Genomic DNA, 25,383 nt, shown 5'->3' on the forward strand with positions numbered 1-25,383 from the left:
CAAGACGACCGATTGATGAACCCTGAAAAGCTCGAACTGCTGATTACCCGCCAGATGCCCTTTGGCAAGTACAAGGGGCGAATCATCGCCGACCTGCCCGGCCCCTACCTCAACTGGTTCGCCCGTGAAGGCTTTCCCCATGGCGAACTGGGTGGACTGCTGGCCCTGATGCAGGAAATCGATCATAACGGCTTGTCGGAATTGCTCGAACCTTTGCGCGCCAAACATGGCAAACCTGCGCCCCGTCACTGAAATCGCCCACTCATCGAGTACCTCATGCCCGATAACACCCGCCGCGCCCGTGATGAAGATTTTTGGCAAACCTTTGCCGACCGCTACGATGTAGAGCCCGGCCCGGTGAACCTGGAGAACGGCTACTTCGGGCGCATGTCGCGCACGGTGGTCGAGGAATATCATCGCAACATCGAGCTGATCAACCGCAATAATTCGGTCTATGTACGCCAGCGTTTCGAACAGGGCGAGGGCCAGAAGATCAGCGCACAAGTGGCGGGGTTGATTGGCGTAGCCGCAGAAAGCGTCGCCCTTACCGGCAACGCAACCGCCGGTTTGCAAGCGTTGATCCGCAATTACAACCGCTTGCAGCCCGGCGATCAGGTGTTGTTCTGCGATCTGGAGTACGACACGGTCAAGGGCGCGATGCGTTGGCTCGGACGCAACCGCGGCGTCGAAGTGATCGAGATCGAGCATCAACACCCCGCCAGTTTCGACAGCTTGCTGGCCACCTACCGTGAGGCCTTCACGCGCTATCCGCGACTCAAGTTGATGGCCCTGACCCACGTCACCCACCGCACTGGCCTGGTGATGCCAGTCCAGGCGATTGCAGCCGCCGCCAGGGAACACGGTATCGACGTCATCCTCGACGGCGCCCATGCGCTGGGTCAGTTGGAATTCGATCTCAAAGAGCTGGGCATCGACTTCGCTGCCTACAACCTGCACAAGTGGATCGGCGCGCCGCTGACGTTGGGCTTCATGTACATCGCCCCAGAACGCCTGGACGATATCGACCCGGACATGGGCGAAGTGCATTTCCCGGTCACCGACATCCGCGCCCGCACGCCCTACAGCACACCGAACATTCCAGCGCTGATGACCCTGCCGCTGGTTATCGAGGAGCATCACGCGATGGGCGGTTCCGCCGCCAAGGCTGCGCGACTCAACTACTTGCGCAACCTGTGGGTTAGGCCGGTACGCGAGCTGCCGGGTATCGAAGTCATGACGCCGGATGACCCACGGCTGTATTGCGGCATCACGTCGATGCGCTTTACCGCTCATGCCGACCAACAGCCGATGGTCGAACGGCTGCTCAACGATTACAACCTGTTCACCGTGGTGCGCAGCGGCGCGGCCGCCGGTCCGTGCATCCGCATCACGCCGGGGCTGACCACCACTGCTGCTGACATGAGTCGGTTGACCAAGGCGCTGACCGAACTGAATTGAGGTCACACGGTGTACTTGTCGAAGTCCTCGGGCCTGATTTGTGTCGACACCGCAAAGGTGTCGATGCCGATCGTGATTTGCCCGAAGAAGCCGTCTTCATTAGAGTCGCGGCCGAGGGTATGGATGTTCAGGGTCGACGCTTCGCCGCCCATGTTTTGATAAAAAAAGTCCTGATCGTTACTCAGTGGCGCGATGGCCCGACGGCAATACTCCGGGGCATTAAGCACTGAACGCGCGGCCACTTCGGGAAAGTACAACTGACCGACCCACGCCACGTGACGCTCTTGCAGATAGTTGTTGCCACTGGTGATGCGAACGGCGACATGAATGTGCAAGGCTCGCCCGGCATAAAACCCTGGGCAGATCGTGGTAAACCGGGCGACGCCGTGTTTATCGGTGAATTGCCCGCCGCGCAGGTAGGTGTCGTCATCGGTACGCGGGATAGCGCCGATGTCTCCCGTGTCGACTTCCAGGTCCGGGTTGATCTTGCTCCAGCCCGAGTACGCGCCGCGTGCATTGCAGTGCCAGATGTCCACCAGCGCATCGGTGACCGGTTGCGCGGTCATGGCATCGACGATCTTCAGACGCAGCACCAACGGCATGCCGTCGACACCTTCGCTGATGTTTCTTCTGATGAGTTTCGGATTACGAAAATACGGGCCGGCGATTTGCTCGGGTGACAGCAGATAAACGGGTGCTGCTGAGGTGTAGTCGTCCATGACGTTCTCTCTTCCATAAGATGAACGCAGGCTAGCACTGGGTGAATGTCGGAATGCGGTAACTATGTATCGCGTGATGTCTTTGTGTAGGAACTGCCAAAGGCTGCGATCTTTGTTTTTTAAGATCAAGATCAAAAGATCGCAGCCTGCGGCAGCTCCCACAGGTTTTTTTTGCGGCCAAAAAAAAACGGTGCACCGACCAAGCGCACCGTAAAGCCGTAGAACACACAACGAAGTGTCAGGTAAAGCAGATCAGTCCAACAGCGCCAAAGCCTCGGCGGTGCATTCCTGAATGCGGGCCCAGTCGCCGTTCTTGATCCACTCAGGATCAAGCATCCAGCTACCGCCCACGCACATGACGTTTTTCAGCGCCATGTAGCTCTTGATATTGGCCGGGCCAACGCCGCCGGTCGGGCAGAATTTCACTTCGCCGAACGGGCCACCCAGGGCCTTGATGGCCGCAACGCCGCCGCTGACTTCAGCCGGGAACAGTTTGAAGCGGCGATAGCCCAGGCCATAGCCTTCCATGATGCCCGAAGCATTGCTGATGCCTGGCAACAGCGGGATCGGGCTGGCGACGCTGGCTTCCAGCAGATCACGGGTGATGCCTGGCGTAACGATGAATTGCGAGCCCGCCGCTTCGGCCGCGGCCAGCATGTTGCGATCAAGCACGGTGCCGGCACCGGTCATCAGTTCTGGACGCTGCTCACGCAGAATCTGGATGGCCTTGAGGCCGAACTGCGAACGCAGGGTCACTTCCAGGGCGGTCAGGCCACCGGCAGCGAGGGCATCGGCCAGCGGCAGAACGTCCTGCTCACGGGCGATGGTGATCACCGGCAGGATCCGCGCTTTCGCGCAGAGGCTGTCGATCAGGGCAACTTTATCCGCCATGGAAACGGTCGGGGATGGGTTTGTCATAGCGGCTGTTCCTTGGCTCATGGGCACCAGTAAATCTCTAACGTGGGTTGCAAAAACGCGCGAATCGGTAGCGCGGCGACGTCGTCACCGGCCAGTGCGGTATCCAGGGTGGTCAGCTTGGACTGACCGGAAATCGACAGAACTTTATGTTTGGCCGAAGCCAGCAGCGCACGACTCATGGTCAGGCGCTGATGCGGCACGGTGGGCGCCAGCATCGGGTAGCAGCGACGGCTGCCGTCAGCCTTCAAGGCTTCGGCCAGGTTCGGGCTGCCGGGGAACAGCGACGCGGTGTGGCCGTCGTCCCCCATGCCCAGCACCAGCACGTCGATCACCGGCAACTCGGACAGCAAACGGTCGGCGTGCTCGGCGGCTTGTTCAAGGTTGGCGGTGGCGCTGTACAAGCTCAGGAACTGAGCCTTGGCCGCCGGGCCTTGCAACAGATATTTCTTCAGCAGGCCGGCATTGCTGTCGGCGTGCTCGACCGGCACCCAGCGCTCATCGGCCAGGCTGACCACCACGTTCGACCAATCCAGCGGCTGTTTGGCCAGGTGCTGGAAAAAAGCCACCGGGCTACGACCACCGGACACCACCAACGTCGCAGTGCCCTGGGCGTCAATGGCGTCGCCCAGGTGCTTGGCCACGTTGAGTGCCAGGCTTTCAGCCAGCAGCACCGGGCTCTTGAACGCATGGGCGCTGACGCCCTGCGGCAGTTTCAAATCAGATATCGCCATACCACGACCTCCCGTCCCGCGTGATCAGAGCAATGGAGCTCATCGGCCCCCAGGACCCGGCCGCGTAGGGCTTGGGCGAGTCACCGGATTTTTTCCACCCGGCGATCAACTGGTCACACCACTTCCACGCGGCTTCGATTTCATCTTTACGGACAAACAGGTTCTGATTGCCGCGCATCACTTCCAGCAACAACCGCTCGTAGGCATCGGGAATCCGTGCGCTGCGCCAGGTGTCGGAAAAATTCAGCTGCAATGGACCGCTGCGCAGCTGCATGCCTTTATCCAGACCTTGTTCTTTGGTCATCACGCGCAAGGAAATGCCTTCGTCCGGTTGCAGGCGGATAATCAGCTTGTTGCTGATTTGCAGGCGCTGCTCGGGAGCGAAGATGTAGTGCGACGGTTCCTTGAAGTGGATGACGATCTGCGACAGTTTCTGCGGCATGCGCTTGCCGGTACGCAAGTAAAACGGCACGCCGGCCCAGCGCCAATTGCGGATGTCGGCACGCAGGGCGACGAAGGTTTCGGTGTCGCTCTGGGTGTTGGAGTTCGGTTCTTCCAGGTAGCCCGGCACTGCCTTGCCTTCGCTGTGCCCGGCGATGTATTGGCCGCGTACAACCTGAGTGGTCAGGCCTTCCGGGCTGATTGGCGCCAGTGCCTTGAGGACTTTGACTTTCTCGTCGCGGATGCTGTCGGCGGACAAGTCGGCCGGTGGGTCCATGGCGATCAGGCAGAGCAGTTGCAGCAAGTGATTCTGGATCATGTCCCGCAGTTGGCCGGCCTTGTCGAAGTAGCCCCAGCGGCCTTCGATCCCGACCTTCTCGGCCACGGTGATTTCCACGTGGGAGATGTAATTCTGGTTCCACTGGGTTTCGAACAAGCTGTTGGCGAAACGCAGGGCGATCAGGTTCTGGACGGTTTCCTTGCCCAGATAATGGTCGATGCGATAGGTGCGGTTCTCCGGGAAGAACTGCGCCACGGCGTCATTCACTTTGCGCGAGGATTCGAGATCGGAACCGATCGGCTTTTCCAGTACCACGCGGGTGTTTTCCGCCAGGCCGACTTTCGCCAGGTTCTCGCAGATCGCGCCATAGACCGCTGCCGGCGTGGCGAAATAAGCGATGACCCGTTGCGCGCTGCCGGCCGCTTCGGCCAGGGCCACATAGTCGTCGCCGTTGAGAAAATCGACGTGCAGATAGCTCAGGCGGGCCAGGAAACGCTCGACCACGGCTTCGTCCAGCTCTTTGGCACCGACGTAACGGCGCAGCTCTTCGGCGATGAACGCCAGGTGCTGCTGCTCAGTGCCAGGTTCACGGGCCAGCGCGATGATCCGCGTGTCCTCGTGCAAGAGGTCTGCGCCATCGAGTTGATAAAGGGCAGGAAACAGCTTGCGCAAGGCCAGATCGCCAAGGGCGCCGAACAAGGCGAAGGTGCACGGTTCAACCGTAATCGAAGGCATGATGTTTGTTCTTTTATCAAGTTAAGCTACAAATACCTTTTTTCAAGGCATCACTCAAGGGAAAATGTAGTAATAACCACAACATTTTCGCAAAATACAGATTCCGAGTGGTGGTCGGTCGGAGCCATCAGTAGGATAGGCCACCGTTACGGGCCGCATCAAAGGCCCTTTTTGCATTAGCCGCGCGCTTATCGGCGCAGGTGAATCAAGGAAACTCATATGGACCGCGTGCGAAATTTACTGGAACAGATCCAGAATCGCCTTGAAGAGCTGAACAAGGCCGAACGCAAAGTCGCCGAGGTGATCCTGCTCAACCCACAGCAGGCCACCCGGTTCAGTATCGCCGCCCTCGCCCAGGCCGCATCGGTCAGCGAACCGACGGTCAACCGTTTCTGCCGTTCGTTCGGCGTCAGCGGCTACCCCGAACTCAAGCTGCAATTGGCGCAAAGCCTGGCCAGCGGCGCGGCGTATGTCAGCCGCGCGGTAGAAGCCGACGATAATCCCGAGGCCTACACCCAGAAGATCTTCGGCAGCGCCATCGCATCCCTCGACAGCGCTTGCCAGGCCCTCGATCCGAACCTGATCAGCCGCGCCGTCGACCTGCTGATCCAGGCCCGACAGATCCACTTCTTCGGCCTCGGCGCCTCGGCTCCAGTGGCGTTGGATGCGCAACACAAGTTCTTCCGCTTCAACCTGGCCGTGACCGCCCATGCCGACGTGCTGATGCAGCGCATGATCGCCTCGGTGGCACACACCGGCGAATTGTTCGTGATCATTTCCTACACCGGCCGCACACGCGAACTGGTGGAAGTAGCGCGCATCGCCCGGGAAAACGGCGCGTCGGTTCTGGGCTTGACCGCCGAAAACTCGCCGCTGGCCAAGGCCAGCACCTTGAGCCTGAACATTCCGCTGCCGGAAGACACCGACATCTATATGCCGATGACCTCGCGGATCATTCAGCTGACCGTGCTGGACGTGCTCGCCACTGGCATGACCCTGCGCCGTGGCGTGGATTTCCAGCCGCATTTGCGCAAGATCAAAGAGAGTTTGAATGCCAGCCGCTATCCGGTTGGCGATGAGTTCAACTAAGGGGATTTGAGAGTTGGTCGTTCCTGCACGTAGGAACGACCATTCGCGGCGCACATAGAGCAGTTATTTCCCGGCGGTGCCACTAGAATGCTCGCCATCGGATTATTGCCAATGGAATTGCCATGCCGCTTCGCTCGCCGCTGTATTCTCAACGTTCGTTGGTACTCACGCTGGTCGCATTGCTGGGCGCAGGCTTCCTGGCCACTTCCTTCCTCAGTTACTACGCCTCTCGGGCGTCGATCCGCGACAACATCGTCAAAACCGAACTGCCGCTGACATCGGACACGGTCTACTCGGAAATCCAGAAAGACCTTGTCAGACCGATCCTGATTTCCTCGATGATGTCCCGCGACACCTTCATGCGCGATTGGGTAGTCAACGGCGAACGCGACGCCGACCAGATGACCCGTTACCTCAACGAGGTCATGACTCACTACGGCGCCTACACCGCGTTTTTCGTCTCCGACGCTAGCCTGACTTACTACCACGCCAAGGGCGTGCTCAAGCAGGTCAAGGCCACCGAACCCCGTGACGCCTGGTACTTTCGCGTGCGTGACATGAAGGATCCGTACGAGATCAACGTCGATCCGGACCTCGCCAACAAGGACAACCTGACGGTCTTCATCAACTACAAGGTCTACGACTACAACAACCGTTTCATCGGCGCCGCGGGTGTCGGCCTGACGGTAGATGCGGTGATCAAACTGATCGACAAGTACCAGCAGCGTTATCAGCGCAGCGTGTATTTCGTCGACACGTTCGGCCGACTGGTGCTGACCGGTGCCGAGGGTGGCCCGCAAGGCGCACGGGCCGGGCAGACCCTGGGCGAACTCGACAGCATGGAAAACCTGGTCAGCCAGTTGCCCAAACCCCACGGCGGCAGCTACGAATATTCCGGCCAGGGCCAGGGACATTTCCTTAACGTACGGTTCATCCCCGAACTCAACTGGTACTTGTTCGTCGACAAACGTGAAGATGGCGATCTCAGCGATATCCGCCGCTCGCTGTACCTGAATCTGCTGATCTGCCTCGTGGTTACCCTGACGGTGCTGGTGCTGCTCAACCAGGTGATCAAACGCTTTCAGGGCAAGATCCAGGCTCAGGCCACGCTCGATAGCCTGACGGAATTGCCCAACCGTCGCGGCTTCGACCTGCTGGCCGCGCAGGCCATGCACGAAGCCCAACGGGAACCGAAACCACTGACCGCGTTGCTGCTCGACCTCGACCACTTCAAGGCCTTGAACGACACCTACGGTCACTTGGCCGGCGATCAGGTGCTGATCGGCTTCGCCCGAAATCTGGAAAGCTGCCTTCGTCACTCCGACATCGTCTGCCGTTGGGGCGGTGAAGAATTCATCGTGCTGCTCAAGGACACCGACGGTGAGACCGGTCTGAAAATCGCCGAGAAAATTCGTCATCATGTGGAACAGCAGCGCTACGCCTACAACAACAGCACCCTGCAACTGACCGTCAGCATTGGCCTGACCACCCTGCAAGCCGACGACACCTTGCACACCCTGCTGTCGCGGGCCGATCATGCGATGTATCGGGCCAAACAATCGGGCCGCAACCGAACCTGCGTGGAAATGCCTCACTCCAGTTATGAACCAGCCTGACCTCTGCCCCGCCTGCGGTGCGCCTAACGACTGCACCCTGGCCGACCCTCGAACGGCCGACCGCGCGTGCTGGTGCTACGGCGTCAGCATCGACCCGGCGGTGCTCGAAGCGCTGCCGGCCGAACTGCGCAACGCCTCCTGCCTGTGCCCGCGCTGCGCCGAAGTCGAGGCGCAGCTGCAAGCAGCGGCCCGGCCGATCAAGTAAGATGCGCGCCCGTTTCTTTCACTGATCCTTCGTCATGCGCGTCGACCGCTTCCTCAGCAACCTGCCCCGCTTCAACCGTAAGCAGGTGCGCCTGTTGCTGGTGGAAAAGCGCATCAGGATTGACGGAAAAATCGTCAGCGACCCACACGCCGAAGTTCGGGAGTTCAGTCGCGTCGAAGTCGACGACGAACTGCTGCAAACCGGCAAACCACTGCGTCACTTCATGCTGCACAAGCCTGCTGGCTGCGTCAGCGCCACTCGCGACCCGCAGCATCCCACCGTCCTCGACCTGATCTATGAGCCAGACAAGGACGACCTGCACATCGCCGGACGCCTGGATTTCAACACCACGGGCCTGATGCTGATCACCAACGACGGTAGCTGGTCACGACGCCTGACCCAACCGCAGACCAAACTGCCGAAGGTCTATTACGTCGAAACCGAGCAGGACATCGGCCCCGAATACGCGATCAAGTTCAGCGAAGGCCTGTACTTCGCCTTCGAAGACCTCACCACGCAACCCGCCGGTCTAGAGCTGCTCGGACCGAAATCGGCACGCTTGAGCATCGTCGAGGGCCGTTATCACCAGGTGAAGCGCATGTTCGGCCACTTCGATAACAAAGTGATGCGCCTGCACCGCGAACGCATGGGCCCGTTGGTGCTCGATGACTCGCTAAAACCAGGCGAATACCGTGCGCTAAGCGCTGATGAGATCGAATCGATCTAAGCAGCCTACCGCTCAGCAGAAGTTGTCGAACAATTTACCAAAGGCACTTGCGCAATGATGTGACCCCTGCTTGAATCAGGACGTCGGCCGAAATGTGACCGACGAGTCACAACATACTTCTAAGAAACTTTTTGTCGGTAGAGAACCTTGAGGTTCCGCGTTGCACCGGCAAACTGCCCGCCAATAACAATACCCGTCGACCGGACTGCAATGGATCGACATGGGCCTCTCAAAATTCCAGGCATATGCCTACCTGTCACAAAGCTCGTGCAATCTCATTTGCGCGCATACCCGCTTGCCAGGAGTCTTATGACATGAGGCCAGAAATCGCTGTGCTGGATATACAGGGTCAGTATCGGGTTTACACGGAGTTCTATCGCGCAGACGCCGCAGAGAAGACCATTATCTTGGTCAACGGCTCGATGGCCACGACTGCGTCGTTTGCACAAACCGTGAAAAACCTCCACCCGCAGTTCAATGTGGTCTGCTACGACCAGCCCTACGCGGGCAAGTCAAAAGCCCACAACCTGCATGAGAAATTGCTGACAAAGGAAGTCGAAGGGCAGATCCTCCTGGAGCTGATCGACCACTTCGCCGCCGAACACGTGCTGTCGTTTTCCTGGGGTGGCGCCGCGACCCTGGTCGCCCTCGCCCAACGGCCACGGCGCATCGAAAGAGCCGTGATCAGCTCGTTCTCCCCGGAGATCAACGCGCACATGCTCGACTACCTCGAGCGCGGTGTGGATTACCTCGGCAGCCGCGATGGCGACCGCGTCGGCAACCTGGTGAATAGCACCATCGGCAAACACCTGCCGACGCTGTTCAAGCGCTTCAACTATCGCCACGTCAGCAGCCTGGCCGATCACGAATACGGGCAGATGCACTTCCACATCAGCGACCTGCTGCACAGCGACCGCCAATGCTTCTTGAAAGCCTCGGAGAAAATCAACGTGCCAGTGCTGTTCATGAACGGCGAATGGGACGAATACACCGCCGCCGATGGCGCCCGGTTGTTCGCCAACCACGTGCAACACGCCACCTTCACCACCCTTGAGGCCACCGGCCACTTTCTCGACATGGAACACAAAGCCGCCTGCCGAGACAGCCGCAACGCCTTGCTTGGGTTCCTGAAGCCGGCACAGCACGAAAGCCGACCGCGTTACCACTACGTCCAGGACCACCATGCATTGGCAATCTGAAAGAGAGTCATCGCGAGCAAGCTTCGCCCCGCAGCGCTAATCGCATTCCTGCCGGAACGAAGCTTGCCCGCGATAGACAGCCATGCGCCCTGTCCGCGTTAAACCCGCTCCACGTAAAGAAAAACTTCATTTCCAAGCGCACATCTGGTACAAAGTCACCGCTCTGAGCGGGTGTCGTATAATGGCATTACTCCAGCTTCCCAAGCTGATAACGAGGGTTCGATTCCCTTCACCCGCTCCAATCAAATTTTGTTCTCACGTTAAGAGGGTTTTGACGGGGGAATGTAGAGACAGAAAAAACCGGCCTTGATGGCCGGTTTTTTTGTGGGCAGAGTTTGGTGAGCGGATCCATTCGTTCACGAAATCATAGATTGCATCTCTTTAAGGCGACGACTACCATCTCCCAAAACGGGAGGAAGTGCAGTGCGTGTGATTGCAAAAGGGACATTGCGGGAGTTCTGGGTTAGTAATCCGGCTTTTGCTGACTCCGAAACACCACTGGTTGAATGGTATCGACACATGGAAAAGGCCGTTTATGGCACGCCGCAAGAGGTCAAGGCGGAGCTGAGAACGGCCAGCATCCTCAAGGGTGGCAGGGTTGTATTCAACATCGGTGGCAACAAGTACCGGGTGATCATGGCAATCGATTATCAGCGCCAACTCGGTTTCATACGATTCGTTGGCACCCACGCCCAGTACGATCAGATCAACGCGGAGACCGTGTGATGGACATTAAACCTATTCGCAGCCAAGAAGACCTGACCGCTGCATTTGCTCGTGTTGAGCAATTGTGGGGCTCGGAAGTCGGCTCTCCGGAAGGCGACGAGCTGGAAATTCTTGCGCTGCTCATTGAAAAGTATGAAGACGAGCATTACCCCATGCCGCCCTCCGATCCGATTGAGGCGATTAAATTTCGCATGGATCAACAAGGCCTGACGCCTCGTGACCTGGAACCCTTCATCGGTACGAGCGGACGCGTGTCCGAAGTACTGAATCGCAAGCGTAAATTGAGTCTGTCGATGATCAAGCGCTTGCACGACGGGTTGCGAATCCCTTATGAAAGTTTGCTTGCAGGTGTCGCCTGACAAGAGATGTAGAGACTTAAAAAACCGGTCCAAGTGGCCGGTTTTTTTATGTCCGATTTCGGGTGAGGATAATCGAGGAAAAAACTCGAAACACACAAAACACCTCAATCAAGCCTCGCACAAACCCATTCCCACAGCGCCCTCCTAGACTCGATTTGTATCGCCGTCTCACCAAGCCAGGAAGATTTGGTGGGTATAGTGTTGATTACATAAAATCAGTAGGTATAGTAACCACAAGCACACCACAGGGAGGTGATGTGAATAGCCGATTTTTGATAAGCCAAATCATTGCGGACGGTTGGTATCTGGTACGTATCAGAGGCAGCCATCATCACTTCAAACACCCGACCAAGCCGGGGTTGGTGACGGTCCCTCATCCGAAAAAAGATCTGCTCAAGAAAACGGCCATCAGTATTTTGCAACAGGCGCTGCTCTAACGAGCCTGACGCGCTGAGTCCTCGGAGGACACTGAACATGCTTTACCCAATTGCCATTTCAATGGGCGACGACGAGCACGCCTGGGGCGTTGAAGTCCCCGACATTCCGGGCTGTTTTTCCGCTGGGGAAGATCTGGACGACGCGATGGCGATGGCCCGCGAGGCCATCGAAGGTCATTTCGAGATATTGGCCGAAGACGGTTCGCCCATTCCGCCTGCCAACAAAGTGACCCTGCACGCGGCCGATCCAAAATACGCGGGTTGCGCATGGGCGCTGGTGGACATCGACGTGACCAAATACCTGGGCAAGGCGCAGAAACTGAACATCACGCTGCCTGGCTATCTGCTCAACCGAATCGATGAGTACGTGCTGCACCACCCGGAAGAGAAAAGCCGTTCAGGTTTTCTGGCGTCGGCAGCGCTCAAGGTGTTGCAGCAGGGCTGAAGGTTTTACTTCAGTAACAAATTAACCGGTCCTGGTGGCCGGTTTTTTTATGGCGGGGATTAGTGAAAGGCTGGATTCCCATCCCGACCTTCGAGCGCTCGAACGAGGCCGTTTTCAGAAAAAGCTGCGTCCTACAATAGTCTGGGAAATGTCCGTACACTCGCGCATTGCTGTGCCTTTGTCTTGAGACCTATAGTCCGAGTACGCCCAAATGGCGTGTCGGGTTTGGCGACTTGACGATACGGTGCAGAAGCTTCCGAGCAGTTATCAGTGCGCTTTGGAACGCACTTGGCTGCATGTTTTTTGGTAGCTGTGCGTGGGAGATCTCAGGATCTACCGGTTTTGCCGTGTCCCGGTTCGCCAACCCGCGTACAGCTGTCACCCTTTGTTTGGCGACGATGGAGTGGTTAATCCAAAAATCACACGGAAATCACTCATGAAAGAATTTATGGCTTTAACCAGCAACGCCGACGACCTCCCCTCCCTCTACGTCAACACCACCCAACCCCTGCACTCGCTGCTCAGCACGGCCAACTACAGACTCAGCGCTGTGACGCAGGTCCTCGAAAACCTCGCGATGCGAGGTGAAATCAGCACCGACTCGGTGATCCTCAGCGACTTCGCATTGTTGTGCTGCATACCACTGCGCGATGGTTGCGATGTGTTGGATGTCATTGCACGTCGCATGGACGCAGAACCGTCCTGACCTGACCTGTAGGAGCGAGCCTGCTCGCGATAGCGGACGATCAGGCAACCTGGTCGTTGAATGTGCGACCGTCATCGCCAGCAGGCTGGCTCCCACAAGTTTTTCAGTGTCCGAAGCACGGGAGCGACTGATGATGTTGGGCCTGACCGTATCGTTTGCGTATAGATCCGCGCACGCCCGTAAAGAAGCAATAGCGCTGCGTCGAGCCGGACCGGGGATGTCTTATTCTCCCGACTCACTCTTCACAGCGAGATCGGCATGGACAGTTCAGAGTTGGGAATCATGATCGTTTCAATGATCGGGTTGTTCGGCTTTGCTTCATTCATTTTTGAATACCTGAGCGCCAGACGCGCGAAAAAAAGGGGCAGATGACACCTGCCCCTTTTTCGCATCAGCGCGTCGCAACCAAAAACAAACGTGGGAATGGCAGCAAAACCGAACCATCACTCAACGCCGGATAAGCCTGTTCTATAGCTGCCTGATACTGCTTCAGATACTGCGCCCGTTCCGCCTCATCCAGCGATTCGAGAAACGGCCGCAAACCACTGCCCTTGAACCACTCGACCACACCCGAGGCACCGCCCGCCAGCGGATGATGGTAAGTAGTGCGCCACACATCGACGCGGGTGCAGCAGGCTTTCAGTATCGAGTAGTAACCGCTGGCACTTTCCATGTCAGTTCGCTGGCCGGCGGCGCCCGCCAGTTTGCCTACCCATGGTCCATCAGCGGCGATTTCACGCATCAAGCGGTGCGAAGGTTCGTTGAGATTGTCCGGCATCTGGATCGCCAGGCTGCCACCGGGAGAAAGTTTGCTCACCAGCGAAGGCAGCAACGTGGCGTGATCCGGCACCCACTGCAACACCGCGTTGGCAAAAATTACGTCGAACGGGCCGTTGTCCTGCCAGGTGTCGATGTCCGCGATATCGAACCGCACCTGCGGCAAGCGCTTGCGCGCGGCTTCGACCATGTCCGTCGAACTGTCCAGCCCCCGCACTGTGGCGTTGGCAAAGCGCTCCACCAGCAACTCGGTGGAGTTGCCGGGGCCGCACCCGATGTCCACGGCCGAACGCACGTTCCCGGTGGGAATTGCCGCCAGCAGGTCACGGGCGGGACGGGTACGTTCATCTTCAAAAGCGACGTATTGCTTGGCGGACCAACTCATTGCGTTCTCCTGTCGGTACGTTTTTCAGAGCGGGCGAAAACTTCAGTCGTAACGATACAGCCCCGACGTTGCTTTGCGTGCCTTTATGCAAGATCAAAAGATCGCAGCCTGCGGCAGCTCCTACAGGGGGAGCTGCGATCTTTTGCTCTGAAAAAAGCCGAATTTTCATAGCCATGGCGCTGTCACAAATTCACGCACTTCCCCATGAGGTACACGGCCATGAAATTCGCAAAAGTCGCGCAAAAACTTGCCCTGTGGGCCGGCAGCCCAACAACCTTTCTCGGGGCAATCGTTCTGATTTTCTTGTGGGGGTTGAGTGGGCCGATCTTCGGTTTCAACGATACGTGGCAACTGATCATCAACACCTCGACCACCATCATCACGTTTCTGATGGTGTTCCTGATCCAGAACACGCAAAACCGTGACACGGACATTTTGCATTTGAAGGTCGATGAGTTGTTGCGGGTAACCAAAGAAGCGCAGAACGCGATGCTGGGCCTGGAGGCGTTGGACCTCAAACAATTGGAAGCGTTGAGAAAGGAGTACCGGAAACTAGGCGAAGGTCAGACGATTTCCCTGGACGGCACCGTTGTCGAGGAGAAAGGCAGCAAGCCGAACCTCAATCAATGCTGATCGGGTAATCGCGGGTGGCCCGAGGTCACCCGCTCATTCTATTGATTAGCGACTGGCTTGCAGGGCCTTGGCCATTTGCAGGTGATTTTGCAGTTTAGGCAGTGTTTCTTCGGCAAAGGCTTTGATTTCCGGCACATCGGTGGTTTGCGCCGTTTGCTGCAGCTGATCGATAGCTTCCTGAGTGGTTTTGACCTGGCTGGCCGCATAGGCTTCATCGAAGCTATCGCCTTCCATGACTTCCGGCATCAGGGCTTTGGCCTTGTCGACCACTTCTTCGCGCGGGGCCACCGGCAAATCCAGTTGCTTGGCGATTTTAGCCAAGTGCTGGTTGGCGGTGGTGCGGTCGTTGATTACGACGATAGTGTAGTCCTTGACCTCTTTGGATTCGGACTTCTGGTGCGCCAGGCGACTGGCTTCGATGTCGGCCATGCCTTTGGCTGAAGCATCGTTGATGAATTCGGCGGGCGACTGGGCGAAAGCACTGTTGGCGCACAGGCCCAGTAACGTGGCAATTGCGGCGTTGCGTAATCGGGTGGCCATCCAGTTCATGGTCGCGCCCTCCTCTTTAAATTCAAACGGGAGCTTTCGCCCCCGCTTCTCAATCAAAACCACCTTCATCCATTACTTGGATTTCTGAGCGGGCTTGCGGCCCATGTCGGGTTTCGCAGGCTCTTTATCGACAGTCGTGGTGGTGGTTTTCCCACCCTTGCGACCGGCTTCAGACGCCTTGGTTCGATCGTTGGCGAAGTTTCCCGAGTTCGAGTTTCTTGAATTAGGCATGATTCTCTTCCTCTTGTATTGATCGCGGCGAGCTATAGCCCGCATAGATTCTGAATTTGTGCGATGCAAAAGGTTTAAAAGAATCTGCCGATGGAACGACGAACGGCATTCACCCCAGGCGCAGGTGATGCTCGCGCTTGGCGCTGTACATCGCATCATCGGCGTGCCTGAACAGCTGCTTTTCTTCCGTGCCGTGTTCGGGGTACTGGGCGACGCCGATGCTCGGCTGGATGTGCAGGCTGTGCCCGTCCAGGCGCAGGGGCTGGGCCAGGACCTGTCGGATTTTCCCGGCCACGCCATCGGCATCGCCCGAGGCGTGGATGCTGTGCAGCAACACCACAAACTCATCGCCACCAATGCGCGCCACCGTGTCGGACTCACGCACACAGCCCTTAAGCCGATTGGCGACGGTTTGCAGCAGCATGTCGCCAACCGCGTGGCCGTGGGTGTCGTTGACCTGCTTGAAACGGTCGAGGTCGACGTAAAGCAGCGCCATTCGTCCGTGGCCCTCGCGCGCTGCGTCGAGTGCAGTCTTGAGCCGGTCACGCAGCAATTCGCGGTTAGGCAGTTGCGTCAATTGATCGTACTGGGCCATACGCTGCAGGCGCGCGTGCAGCTGCTTGCGCTCGATCGCGGTCGCCACCTGCGCGCAGACGTATTGCAGCAGTTCTTTATCCTGTTCGGTGTAGCGTTCGCCGCCTGGAACGCTTTTGACGATCAGTGCGCCGATGGGGGTGCCGTTTTGCGAGTTCAACGGTACGCCGAGCCAGCAGGGCGAATGCTGTTCGGTCACCCATGCTTCGAAGCCCACTTGCGGTGTGGTCTGGTCCGGGGTCAACAGGATCGGCAGGCCGGTGCGAATGACTTCGGCACACAGGCGCCCGGTTATCGCTCCGGGCAAGTCGGGCTCGGGCTCGTGGTCATCGACGTGATAAGGGAATTTCAGCTCGGCACAGTGTTCGTCGTACAGCGCGACGGAAAAATTCAGCGCCGGCAGCCATTCACCGATGATCAGATGGATGCGTTTGAACAGCGCCAAGAGGTCTTCGGCGGCATGCGCCGCTTCGGAAATCGCATACAGCGCCGCTTGCCGGGATTCGGCCTGTTTGCGCTCGGTGATGTCGCGGGCCACGGCGATACGCAGTTGATCGACCTCCGACCAACGGGCCGACCAGAGGATATGCACTACCCGGCCGTCCTTGCGCAGGTAACGGTTCTCGAAGTTGAGCTTGGGCTCGCCACCCATGATCTCCCGCGCGGCGTCGAGGGTGCGCTGACGGTCGGCCGGATGGACCAGCTCGATCATTGGCTGACCGATCAACTCTTCGGGGCTGTAACCGAAAATGCGCTCGCAGGCCGCGCTGACAAAAACGAAGCGACCTTGTTTATCGACTGCACAGACGGCGTCCAGCAACAGGTCGATGTAGCTCGCCAACGGAGCGGGGTTTCTGGTGGTCATGGTGCCTAGCGCGCGTCCGAACAATGCCGCAATAAAAAACCATCCCTGACCGGTTATCCGTTTGTTACTGATGCATCCCTGCGATCAGCTTCAAGCCTTGTTCGTCACCAGCCCCGGCAATGCATGCGCCAGGGCGTTGATCGCAAAACCGATAAACATCACGCCACACAAGCGAGTAATCGCCAGTTCATGACGCTGATACAAGGTGCGCACCCGCTGCGCCCCAACGATGCCGATGAGAATAGCGTAGGCGACAAGGCCACCGACGAAACTCAGGAAAATCAGCCACGGCAACATTGACCAGGTCAGCAACTCTGCGCGGCTCGACAGCAGTGCGGTAAACGTCGCCACCGCCACCGGATAAGCCTTTGGATTGGTCAGGCCAAACAGGATGCCATGCCAGAACGGCTGCCGCGCCGGCCCTTGTGGCGCTTGCGTGCCGCTATGACGAGCACGCACAGCGCGCCATCCGAGCCAGAACAGATAGAGCCCGCTGAGCACGCCCAGTACATCGAACGCGGTGCTGCCGATTTCCCGCGCGCCGACAATCGCCACCAGCGCGGTGCTGCACCAGACCACGTCGCCCAATAAATGCCCGCAGAGAAACCCTGCCCCTGCCCGCCGACCGTGGGCCGCACCGATACCGAATACCGCCAGCACGCCCGGCCCGGGGGTGATGCCGTAGATGAAACCGGAGGCGAGAACGGCCATGAGTAGCGATGGGGTCATTGGAAGTCCTTTTTGAACGACTGCGTGAATGGGCGCCAGTCTATATCAGCTTCTGAAGCATTGACTGACAGATCGTCGAAGGAATCTGGATATCAGGTCGCCTGCAAAGATCAAAAGATCGCAGCCTCCGGCAGCTCCTACAGGGATGCGTGGTCCCTGTAGGAGCTGCCGCAGGCTGCGATCTTTTAAGACCTTGTTTTTAGAACTTGTCCAGCGTGCGCAGTTTCTGCGGCAGGCCCCACATCAGCAGCGCCACCGCAATCAGCGCGCAGACACCAATGACATACAGCGCCGGTGTGGTGCTGCCGGTCAGGTCCTTGATGCGTCCGACCATGACCGGGCTGACGATGCCGCCGAACTGACCCAGCGTATTGATCACCGCGATCCCGCCCGCCGCACCCGCCCCAGCACCCGCCAGCAGTTTCGGTGGCAAGGTCCAGAAGCTCGGGATCGAGGCGATGATCCCGGCGCCGAGCAAGCCCAAAGCGACGATCAGGAAGGTCGTGTGGTTAGCGAAGATCCCGGCACAGAAGAAACCGATCGCGCCGACAGCTACCAGCCCGGCAACAAACTTGCGTCGCTCGCCTGTCGAGTCGGACAAGCGCCCGATCACCACCATGCTGATCGCGCCGCAGATGTACGGAATGGCGGTCAGCAAACCGATCATCACCGGGCTCTCGGTGCCGGCACTGCGGATCAATTGCGGAGCCCAGAAATTCAAGCCATAAGACGCTACCTGAATCAGGAAGTAGATCAGGCCGAGGGTCAGGAACCCCGGAATGCGCAATGCCGCCAGTAACGAACCACCACTTTTGTGCGGTTCATGGTGTGCAATGCGGCTGGCCAGCAGCGTCTTCTCTGACGGCGTCAACCAATGGGCGTCTTCGATGCGGTCCTTGAGCAAGGTCAACACCAGCAAGCCGAGGCCGATGCATGGCACGCCGCCGAGCAGGAACAGCCAGTGCCAGCCACGCATTTCCAGAAAGCCGTCGAGATGTTGCAGCACCAGCCCGGAGAACGGCGCGCCGACCAGGCCGGCAAACGCCGACGCCAGGAACAACATCGAGGTGATGCGCCCGCGATAGTGCTGGGGAAACCACAGCGTCAGGTAATACAACACGCCCGGCGCGAAACCCGCCTCCATCGCACCGATCACAAACCGCAGGACATAGAACTGCCATTCGCTGTTGACGAACACCATCAGTGCAGTCGCCAGGCCCCAGGACATCATGATCCGGGCGATCCAGCGCCGGGCGCCGACCTTGTACAGCATCATGTTGCTCGGCACTTCGAAAATCACATAACCGACCACGAACAACCCGGCGCCGAGGCCGTAAGCGGTGTCGCTCAGGCTCAAGTCGGTCTGCAATTGGAATTTGGCGAAGCTGATGTTGATGCGATCAAAAAACGCGAACAGGTAGCAAACCATGATCAACGGCATCAGGCGCCAGGCGACTTTTTTTACCAGGGCTTTTTCTTCGTCGAGGCTAACGGCCGGGCTCGCGCCCGCCTCCAGTACATTCAGGCTCATTGCGGTTCTCCAGGCGGACTTCCCGTGGGTGTCCGATTGTTTTTGTTGTCTGGTTAGGGGGGACGTTTTTCTGTAGGAGCCGGCTTGCTGGCGATGCTGCGTGCCAGTCAACATCGACCGACACACCGCATCGCCAGCAAGCCGGCTCCTACAGGTGGATCGGGTGTATTCAGAACGGCACGGGGTGCAGGTCGCAGTTACGTCCGGCCTTGGCCAGTTGGCCCGGTACTTCGTGGCCGAGCAGCGCCGGTAAACCTCGAGACAGTTTCAGTAAAAGCGGCAGATCGATGCCGGTGTGAATGCCGACTTCATCGCACAGGTTCACCAGGTCTTCGGTGCAGATGTTGCCCGAGGCGCCCGGTGCAAACGGGCATCCGCCGAGGCCGCCGAGTGCTGCGTCGAAACGCCGGGCACCGGCCTCGAACGCGGCCAGCACATTGCACAATCCGAGGCCACGGGTGTTGTGGAAGTGCAGAGTCAGGTCTGCCGGCGATACGCGCTGCAAGACCCGTCGCACCAATCGATCCACCTGACGCGGATTGGCCATGCCAGTGGTGTCCGCCAAGGTGATGCCCTGGATGCCGAGTTCCTGATAGGCCTCGACGATCTGCATCACTCGGTCTTCATCGATCTTGCCTTCGAACGGGCAACCAAAGGTTGTCGCGATACTGGCGTTGAGTCGCACCTGAGTACCACCGACGAACTGCACGATCTCGCCAAACGCTGTTAACGAATCTTCGCAGCGCATGCGCATGTTCGCCAGATTGTGAGTCTGGCTGGCGGACATCACCAGGTTCAGCTCATCGGCATTGCACGCCAGAGCCCGCTGCGCGCCTTTCAGATTGGGGATCAACGCGACGTAGATCACCCCCGGTTGACGGGTGATGCCCTTGAACACCAGTTCACCGTCGCGCAATGCGGGAATGGCTTTCGGCGAGACAAACGAACCCCCTTCAATACGGCTGAATCCGGCCATGGACAATTGATCGATCAGGGCAATCTTGTCGACGGTTTCGACCCACGTCGGCTCGATCTGCAAGCCGTCGCGCGGGGAGACTTCCTGAACGATCAGGCTGTCGGAATAATCAGAAATCATTGCACCACTCCTTCGACTTTCAGCCGTTCGATGTCTGCCACGGTCAGGCCCAGTTGCGCGAGGATACCGTCGGTGTGCTGACCCAATCCGGGGCCGGACCAGTTCACGCTTCCGGGGGTTTCCGAGAGTTTCGGCACGATGCCCGGCATCTTCACCGTAGCGCCACCCGGCAGCTCGGCGTTGAGCAGCATGTCCCGCGCTTGATAGTGCGGATCGGCAACGATGTCGGCCACCGAATAGATGCGCCCGGCCGGGACTTCGGCGGCTTCCAGCGCGGCCAATACATCATCGATGGGCAGGCTGCTGGTCCAGTGGGTGATTGCCGCATCAAGCAGATTGCTCTTGGCTGCACGCCCGTCGTTGTGGGCGAATTCCGGTGCTTCGGCCAGATCGCGGCGGCCGATGGTTTCCATCAAACGCTTGTAGATCGGGTCACTGTTGCCGGCAATCACCACGTAAGCGCCATCGGCCGTCAGGTAAGTGTTGGAAGGCGCGATGCCCGGCAAGGCACCGCCGCTGCGCTCGCGCACATGGCCGAGCATGTCGTATTCGGGCACCAGGCTTTCCATGACGTTGAACACGCTTTCGGCCAGCGATACGTCGACGATTTGCCCACCGCCCTGCCCGGTCTTGACCCGTAGCAACGACATCAGCGCGCCGATCACCGCGTGCAGCGACGCCAGGGAATCGCCGAGGCTGACGCCGACCCGCGCTGGCGGTGAACCGGGGGTGCCGGTGGTGTAGCGGATGCCGCCCATGGCCTCGCCAATGGCGCCGAAACCCGGACGATCGCGATAGGGGCCAGTCTGGCCGTAACCGGAGATCCGCACCAGGGTAAGGTTGGGGTTGAGGGCGTGCAGTACGTCCCAGCCCAGGCCGAGTTTTTCCAGCGCGCCGGGGCGCAGGTTTTCGATCAGCACGTCGGCGCTGGTCGCCAGTTGCTTGACCAGTTCGATGCCTTCCGGGGATTTGAGGTTCAGCGCGAGGGATTTCTTGTTACGCGATTGCAGGTACCACCACAGCGAAGTGCCTTCGTGCAGCTTGCGCCATTTGCGCAGCGGGTCGCCCTGACCCATGGCTTCGATCTTGATCACTTCGGCGCCGAACTCGGCGAGCATGCGCGCGGCGAACGGCGCGGCGATCAGCGTGCCGATCTCGATCACTTTGATTGCACTCAGGGGGGCAGTCATCGCGGGGTACCTCTAGTTGTTCTTGGAATTGCTGCCAAGGCTAGAGGAGCGTGGCCGTTGGAATCCAACCTTCAGTTGGCAACGAGCGTTCGCGAAACGCGAACGCCCTGAAAACTATCGTCGTCGTTAGGTCAGTCATCGCGGGCAAGCCCGCTCCCACAGGGATCTTTGGTGTTCCTGTAGTTTTCTGTCCCACATTGCCTACTGTGGGAGCGTGGCTTGCCCGCGATGAGGCCGGTCCATTCAGCAGAAACCGTCAGGCTTGCCCGCGCAAATGCTCAAACAACATCCGACTCACCGGCGACAGCAACGCCTCATCACGCACCACCACGATCAAGGCGCGATCCGACCAGTCGTCAGTCAGCGGCACCGCCGTCAGTCCCAACGCCCGACCAAACAATTCATAAGCCCGCTGCGGCAGGACACCAATTCCCATGTTGGCCTGGACCATGCGGCACATCGCATCGAACCCCGGCACATGAATGCGCACCCGCAGCACCTTGCCTGCCTCGCGCGCGGCGGCGTGGGTGCGCATGTTGATCGAACTGGCGGCGTGCAGACCGACGTAATCGCTGTCCAGCGTATCGGCGAAAGCGACGTTCGAACGGTCGGCCAACGGATGATGCGGCGGCATCAGCACCACCAGTTTGTCCTGACGGTACAACACGCTGTGCAGGCCTTTGATGTCGCTGTCGATGGAACATATCCCGAGGTCCGCGACACCATCCAGCACGCCCTGAATCACCCCGGCGCTGGGGCGTTCTTCGAGGTCGGTCTTGACCTGTGGATGTTGTTCGGAAAAATCCCGCAGGTCTTCGGGCAGAAACTGGATGATCGCCGACAGATTCGCCAGCATCCGCACATAGCCCCGCACACCGTGACTGTGCTCACCCAGTTCCAGGCCCATTTTCTCCACGTTGAAGAGCATCTGCCGGGCGTGGTGCAACAGGGTTTCACCCGCTGGCGTAAGCGTCATGCCCTTAGCCTGACGCACGAACAGGCTGATGCCCAGCGCCTCCTCCAACTCCATCAAACGCTTGCTCGCTGCCGACACCGCAATTGACTCACGCGCGGCGGCGCGGGTCAGCGTGCCCTCTTCATGCACGGCCACGAACAGTTGCAGGGTGATCAGGTCGAGGCGGCGGATCAGGCTTTTTTGCAGCATCAATGAACTCGGCGATGTCGGCTGGGGCGGAGTCGCAGCATAGCGTTCTTCGCTCGGGCCGTGGTTATGCACTGGGTCGTGATAAAGTCGCCGCCCATCAGAACCTTTCGCTTCGAGACGACAAACGCAATGACCGATTTCCAGGATGTCGACGCCCTACTTGAAGACTGGAACGCCGTGCGCACAAGTGCGGCGTTCAACGGCCTGCTGGTGGGTAACGGCGCCAGCCGCGCCGTGTGGGATGATTTCGGCTATGACTCGCTGTTCGAGAACGCCCGCACCGTCGAAGAAAAACCGCTGAGCCAGTCGGAGCTGAGCGTGTTCGAGGCGCTGCAAACCCGCAGCTTCGAACAAGTATTGAGCTCGCTGAAAACCACCAGCCGGGTCAACAAAGCCCTGGCCGTCAGCTCTGCTGCGCCGCGCAATCGCTACTACGCGATCAAGGAAGCGCTGATCAACACCGTGCACGCGGTGCACATCCCGTGGCGACTGGTCCAGGCCTCGACCCTGGCGACGATCAATCAGGAACTGAGCAGTTACCGCACGGTGTTCACCACCAATTACGACCTGCTTAGCTACTGGGCGGTCCAGCACCAACCGGACACCATCAGCGATTTGTTCCAGGGTACCGAACCCGGCTTCGACCTGAGTTCCACCGCCACTGACAAGACCCGTTTGCTGTACCTGCACGGCGGCCTGCACCTGGTGCGCAATCAGGACGGCACGGCGCGCAAACTGATGGCGACCGAGGGCACGCTGCTGGGCAACTTCGCCATCAACAACACGATCAAGACCCTCGACGACGTACCGCTGTTCGTCAACGAAGGCCCGTCGCAAGACAAGCTCAAGACCATCCGCAGTTCGGATTACCTGTCGTTTTGCTACGAGCAGTTACTGGGCCATGGCGACGGCTTGTGCATCTTCGGTCATGCGCTGGGTGAACAGGACAGCCACATCGTGCACGCGTTGCGTCAGGCGAAACCGAAGGTGGTGGCGATTTCGATCTATCCGCGCAGCAAGGCGTTCATCCAGCATCAGAAGCGGCATTACGCGAAGGTGTTCGAGGGGACGGGTGTGGAGTTGCGTTTTTTTGATTCCAAGACTCATGGATTGGGTAACCCGAAGCTGACCGTGCCGGTTGAGGTCTGAGGCAAACAGCTAACCTGTGGCGAGGGAGCTTGCTCCCGCTGGGCTGCGAAGCGGCCCCCTGCATTCTTTCAGGGGAAATCCGTTGGCAGGTTTTACGACTGCTGCGCAGTCGAGCGGGAGCAAGCTCCCTCGCCACAAAAGCCCACGCAACTCATTCTTCCGCGCTATGCACCACCACCAACAACTGCGCCTGCACCTCGCCCACCGAGCGGATCCGGTGCGGTTTCTGAGAGTTGAAGTGCAGTGCATCACCCCTATTGAGCAGCACTCGCTCGCTGACGAAATCCACTTCCACCTGCCCTTCGTGAACGAACAGAAACTCTTCACCCAAATGTTCCTTGAAGGTCTTGTCAGCAAATTCGCTTGGCGGATAAATGATGAACGGCAGCAGGTTGCGCTCACTGACCTGATGAGCCAGTACGGCGTAACCCGGATTGTCGTCGCTGGCGCCCAAAGGTTGCCGCTCGTGGCTACGCACCAGGCTGTAGCTGTCGACGCTGACGTTGTCCTCCGAGAACAATTCCTCGACCTTCACGTTCAACGCCTTGGCCAGTTTCAGCGCAGCCGCAATCGATGGCGTGTTGAGCCCGCGTTCGACCTTCGACAGGTAACTCTTGGTCATGCCGGATTTTTCCGCCAGCGCCTCAAGGGTTACCCCAAGTTTTTTTCTTAATAATTTCAAACGGATAGACATGTGGAGCGATTAATCCATCAAGGAGGTGACGAATTGTCCTTGCTCATGACACAACGTGTCATATAGCATCTTTCGTGTCATTTGCATGACTCAGCCAAGAGGACACCGATATGGCCAAGACATTAGCACTGCCCAAAGATCAACTGGTCAAGCAAGCGCTCAACCAGATGCAAAACACCCTTGCCGATAATACGTGGACCGACCGGCAAAAGCTGGCCCTGACTTGCCGCATTCTGTTCGAGAATGGCCATGACTCCGGTCTGGCCGGGCAAATCACCGCCCGCGGTCCCCAGCCTGGCACTTACTACACTCAACAACTGGGCCTGGGTTTCGACGAAATCACCGCGAGCAACCTGCTGCTGGTCAACGAAGACCTGGAAGTGCTCGAAGGCCACGGCATGCCCAACCCGGCCAACCGTTTCCACAGTTGGGTGTACCGCGCCCGGCCGGATGTGAACTGCATCATTCACACCCACCCGACACATATCGCAGCGTTGTCGATGTTGGAAGTGCCGCTGCAGATTTCCCACATGGACCTCTGCCCGCTCTACGACGACTGCGCGTTTCTTGAAGGCTGGCCCGGTGTGCCGGTGGGTAACGAAGAAGGCGATCTGATTGCCGGCGCGCTGGGCGACAAACGGGCGATCCTGCTTTCCCACCACGGCCAGTTGTCCACCGGCACCACCATCGAGGAGGCCTGTGTGATCGCCCAATTGATCGAACGCGCCGCCAGGTTGCAGTTGCTGGCGATGAGTGCCGGGACCATCAAGCCAATCATCCCGGAGCTGGGTCGTGAAGCCCACGACTGGATCGCCCGGCCCAAACGCCACGCCGCCGCTTTCAACTACTACGCCCGGCAGAACCTGCGCCAACACGCCGATTGCCTGAACTGACCCCTACCCCTAATGAGATGGTCAGCCCGGCGAGAACCTCGGCGAGTCTAAACTTGCCGAGGCACTCTCTTTACCGAAGGAGGATCTCTCATGGCTACCATGACGCTTCTA

Annotated in this window: 29 protein-coding genes and 1 tRNA gene; 16 read left to right on the forward strand and 14 right to left on the reverse strand. The window is 58.8% G+C overall.

Going from position 1 to position 25,383, the window contains the following annotated elements:
* The first annotated feature begins 15 nt into the window (after positions 1–15).
* Entirely contained in the window at positions 16–252 is a 237-nt protein-coding gene (locus tag NL64_RS21675) for a DUF3820 family protein (protein WP_008056784.1), read from the forward strand.
* Between the two features lie 24 nt (positions 253–276).
* Positions 277–1,458 carry an aminotransferase class V-fold PLP-dependent enzyme gene (locus NL64_RS21680; protein ID WP_034150096.1) on the forward strand — a complete coding sequence of 394 codons (1,182 nt, stop codon included), beginning with the start codon at positions 277–279 and terminating at the stop codon, positions 1,456–1,458.
* Positions 1,459–1,460: 2 nt separating this feature from the next.
* Here NL64_RS21680 and NL64_RS21685 read toward each other — a convergent pair whose 3' ends face one another.
* The 4 genes from NL64_RS21685 to zwf all read right to left on the reverse strand — a co-directional run bounded on the left by NL64_RS21685 (position 1,461) and on the right by zwf (position 5,282).
* A complete protein-coding gene (locus NL64_RS21685; RefSeq protein WP_034150097.1) occupies positions 1,461–2,177 on the reverse strand; it encodes an intradiol ring-cleavage dioxygenase in 717 nt (238 codons plus the stop codon).
* A 252-nt stretch (positions 2,178–2,429) separates the two neighbouring features.
* Positions 2,430–3,095 (reverse strand): bifunctional 4-hydroxy-2-oxoglutarate aldolase/2-dehydro-3-deoxy-phosphogluconate aldolase, encoded by a 666-nt coding sequence (locus NL64_RS21690; protein ID WP_034150098.1) that lies wholly within the window; start codon positions 3,093–3,095, stop codon positions 2,430–2,432.
* A gap of 17 nt (positions 3,096–3,112) precedes the next feature.
* A complete protein-coding gene (gene pgl / locus NL64_RS21695) occupies positions 3,113–3,826 on the reverse strand; it encodes a 6-phosphogluconolactonase (RefSeq protein ID WP_034150099.1) in 714 nt (237 codons plus the stop codon).
* Positions 3,813–5,282: a glucose-6-phosphate dehydrogenase gene (gene zwf / locus NL64_RS21700; RefSeq protein ID WP_034150100.1), complete on the reverse strand. Its 1,470-nt coding sequence runs from the start codon at positions 5,280–5,282 to the stop codon at positions 3,813–3,815. The genes pgl and zwf overlap by 14 nt, the downstream gene beginning before the upstream one ends.
* A gap of 228 nt (positions 5,283–5,510) precedes the next feature.
* Between zwf and NL64_RS21705 the strand changes: the two genes are divergently transcribed.
* From NL64_RS21705 to NL64_RS21755, 11 genes are all read left to right on the forward strand, one after another.
* Positions 5,511–6,371 carry a MurR/RpiR family transcriptional regulator gene (locus tag NL64_RS21705; protein WP_170948639.1) on the forward strand — a complete coding sequence of 287 codons (861 nt, stop codon included), beginning with the start codon at positions 5,511–5,513 and terminating at the stop codon, positions 6,369–6,371.
* Between the two features lie 122 nt (positions 6,372–6,493).
* Complete coding sequence (locus NL64_RS21710) at positions 6,494–7,987, forward strand: sensor domain-containing diguanylate cyclase (RefSeq protein ID WP_034150101.1); 1,494 nt, start codon at positions 6,494–6,496, stop codon at positions 7,985–7,987.
* Positions 7,974–8,192 (forward strand): cysteine-rich CWC family protein, encoded by a 219-nt coding sequence (locus NL64_RS21715; protein ID WP_034150102.1) that lies wholly within the window; start codon positions 7,974–7,976, stop codon positions 8,190–8,192. The genes NL64_RS21710 and NL64_RS21715 overlap by 14 nt, the downstream gene beginning before the upstream one ends.
* Positions 8,193–8,226: 34 nt before the next feature.
* The gene (locus NL64_RS21720) at positions 8,227–8,919 is read left to right on the forward strand and encodes a pseudouridine synthase (RefSeq protein ID WP_034150103.1); all 693 of its coding nucleotides are present in this window, start codon (positions 8,227–8,229) and stop codon (positions 8,917–8,919) included.
* Positions 8,920–9,233: 314 nt separating this feature from the next.
* Positions 9,234–10,118, forward strand: a complete 885-nt coding sequence (locus tag NL64_RS21725; protein ID WP_034150104.1) for an alpha/beta fold hydrolase — start codon at positions 9,234–9,236, stop codon at positions 10,116–10,118.
* A 167-nt stretch (positions 10,119–10,285) separates the two neighbouring features.
* A tRNA-Gly gene (locus NL64_RS21730) sits at positions 10,286–10,359 on the forward strand.
* 182 nt (positions 10,360–10,541) lie between these two features.
* The gene (locus NL64_RS21735) at positions 10,542–10,844 is read left to right on the forward strand and encodes a type II toxin-antitoxin system HigB family toxin (protein ID WP_034150105.1); all 303 of its coding nucleotides are present in this window, start codon (positions 10,542–10,544) and stop codon (positions 10,842–10,844) included.
* Positions 10,844–11,203 (forward strand): helix-turn-helix domain-containing protein, encoded by a 360-nt coding sequence (locus tag NL64_RS21740; RefSeq protein ID WP_034150106.1) that lies wholly within the window; start codon positions 10,844–10,846, stop codon positions 11,201–11,203. Before NL64_RS21735 ends, NL64_RS21740 begins: the two co-directional genes overlap by 1 nt.
* A gap of 257 nt (positions 11,204–11,460) precedes the next feature.
* A complete protein-coding gene (locus NL64_RS21745) occupies positions 11,461–11,640 on the forward strand; it encodes a type II toxin-antitoxin system HicA family toxin (RefSeq protein WP_034150107.1) in 180 nt (59 codons plus the stop codon).
* A 37-nt stretch (positions 11,641–11,677) separates the two neighbouring features.
* Positions 11,678–12,085 carry a type II toxin-antitoxin system HicB family antitoxin gene (locus tag NL64_RS21750; protein ID WP_034150108.1) on the forward strand — a complete coding sequence of 136 codons (408 nt, stop codon included), beginning with the start codon at positions 11,678–11,680 and terminating at the stop codon, positions 12,083–12,085.
* Positions 12,086–12,521: 436 nt separating this feature from the next.
* The gene (locus NL64_RS21755; protein ID WP_034150109.1) at positions 12,522–12,791 is read left to right on the forward strand and encodes a hypothetical protein; all 270 of its coding nucleotides are present in this window, start codon (positions 12,522–12,524) and stop codon (positions 12,789–12,791) included.
* 391 nt (positions 12,792–13,182) lie between these two features.
* Here NL64_RS21755 and tam read toward each other — a convergent pair whose 3' ends face one another.
* Positions 13,183–13,953 (reverse strand): trans-aconitate 2-methyltransferase, encoded by a 771-nt coding sequence (gene tam / locus NL64_RS21760; protein WP_034150110.1) that lies wholly within the window; start codon positions 13,951–13,953, stop codon positions 13,183–13,185.
* A 219-nt stretch (positions 13,954–14,172) separates the two neighbouring features.
* Between tam and NL64_RS21765 the strand changes: the two genes are divergently transcribed.
* The gene (locus tag NL64_RS21765) at positions 14,173–14,586 is read left to right on the forward strand and encodes a low affinity iron permease family protein (protein WP_034150111.1); all 414 of its coding nucleotides are present in this window, start codon (positions 14,173–14,175) and stop codon (positions 14,584–14,586) included.
* 45 nt (positions 14,587–14,631) lie between these two features.
* Here the strand turns inward: NL64_RS21765 and NL64_RS21770 are convergent, their stop codons facing one another.
* The 8 genes from NL64_RS21770 to NL64_RS21805 all read right to left on the reverse strand — a co-directional run bounded on the left by NL64_RS21770 (position 14,632) and on the right by NL64_RS21805 (position 22,536).
* Positions 14,632–15,135 (reverse strand): DUF4142 domain-containing protein, encoded by a 504-nt coding sequence (locus tag NL64_RS21770; RefSeq protein ID WP_034150112.1) that lies wholly within the window; start codon positions 15,133–15,135, stop codon positions 14,632–14,634.
* A gap of 72 nt (positions 15,136–15,207) precedes the next feature.
* Complete coding sequence (locus tag NL64_RS21775; RefSeq protein WP_034150113.1) at positions 15,208–15,366, reverse strand: KGG domain-containing protein; 159 nt, start codon at positions 15,364–15,366, stop codon at positions 15,208–15,210.
* Positions 15,367–15,475: 109 nt separating this feature from the next.
* The gene (locus tag NL64_RS21780; RefSeq protein ID WP_034150114.1) at positions 15,476–16,825 is read right to left on the reverse strand and encodes a sensor domain-containing protein; all 1,350 of its coding nucleotides are present in this window, start codon (positions 16,823–16,825) and stop codon (positions 15,476–15,478) included.
* A gap of 90 nt (positions 16,826–16,915) precedes the next feature.
* Positions 16,916–17,554 (reverse strand): LysE family translocator, encoded by a 639-nt coding sequence (locus tag NL64_RS21785; RefSeq protein WP_034150115.1) that lies wholly within the window; start codon positions 17,552–17,554, stop codon positions 16,916–16,918.
* Between the two features lie 199 nt (positions 17,555–17,753).
* Positions 17,754–19,085 carry an MFS transporter gene (locus NL64_RS21790; protein WP_034150116.1) on the reverse strand — a complete coding sequence of 444 codons (1,332 nt, stop codon included), beginning with the start codon at positions 19,083–19,085 and terminating at the stop codon, positions 17,754–17,756.
* Between the two features lie 169 nt (positions 19,086–19,254).
* Entirely contained in the window at positions 19,255–20,181 is a 927-nt protein-coding gene (locus NL64_RS21795; protein ID WP_034150117.1) for a hydroxymethylglutaryl-CoA lyase, read from the reverse strand.
* Positions 20,178–21,371 (reverse strand): CaiB/BaiF CoA transferase family protein, encoded by a 1,194-nt coding sequence (locus NL64_RS21800; protein ID WP_034150118.1) that lies wholly within the window; start codon positions 21,369–21,371, stop codon positions 20,178–20,180. Before NL64_RS21800 ends, NL64_RS21795 begins: the two co-directional genes overlap by 4 nt.
* Before the next feature lie 256 nt (positions 21,372–21,627).
* The gene (locus NL64_RS21805; protein ID WP_034150119.1) at positions 21,628–22,536 is read right to left on the reverse strand and encodes a LysR family transcriptional regulator; all 909 of its coding nucleotides are present in this window, start codon (positions 22,534–22,536) and stop codon (positions 21,628–21,630) included.
* Positions 22,537–22,665: 129 nt separating this feature from the next.
* On the opposite strand from NL64_RS21805, the gene NL64_RS21810 reads away from it, so the two are divergent.
* Positions 22,666–23,685 carry a DUF4917 family protein gene (locus tag NL64_RS21810; RefSeq protein ID WP_034150120.1) on the forward strand — a complete coding sequence of 340 codons (1,020 nt, stop codon included), beginning with the start codon at positions 22,666–22,668 and terminating at the stop codon, positions 23,683–23,685.
* 151 nt (positions 23,686–23,836) lie between these two features.
* On the opposite strand, the gene NL64_RS21815 is transcribed toward NL64_RS21810, so the two are convergent.
* The gene (locus NL64_RS21815; protein WP_034150121.1) at positions 23,837–24,379 is read right to left on the reverse strand and encodes a helix-turn-helix domain-containing protein; all 543 of its coding nucleotides are present in this window, start codon (positions 24,377–24,379) and stop codon (positions 23,837–23,839) included.
* A gap of 110 nt (positions 24,380–24,489) precedes the next feature.
* Here NL64_RS21815 and NL64_RS21820 point away from each other — a divergent pair, with 110 nt between their 5' ends.
* Positions 24,490–25,272, forward strand: a complete 783-nt coding sequence (locus NL64_RS21820; protein WP_034150122.1) for an aldolase — start codon at positions 24,490–24,492, stop codon at positions 25,270–25,272.
* The last annotated feature ends 111 nt before the right edge of the window (positions 25,273–25,383 follow it).

This window comes from Pseudomonas fluorescens, from assembly GCF_000802965.1.
Taxonomy (GTDB): domain Bacteria; phylum Pseudomonadota; class Gammaproteobacteria; order Pseudomonadales; family Pseudomonadaceae; genus Aquipseudomonas; species Aquipseudomonas fluorescens_A.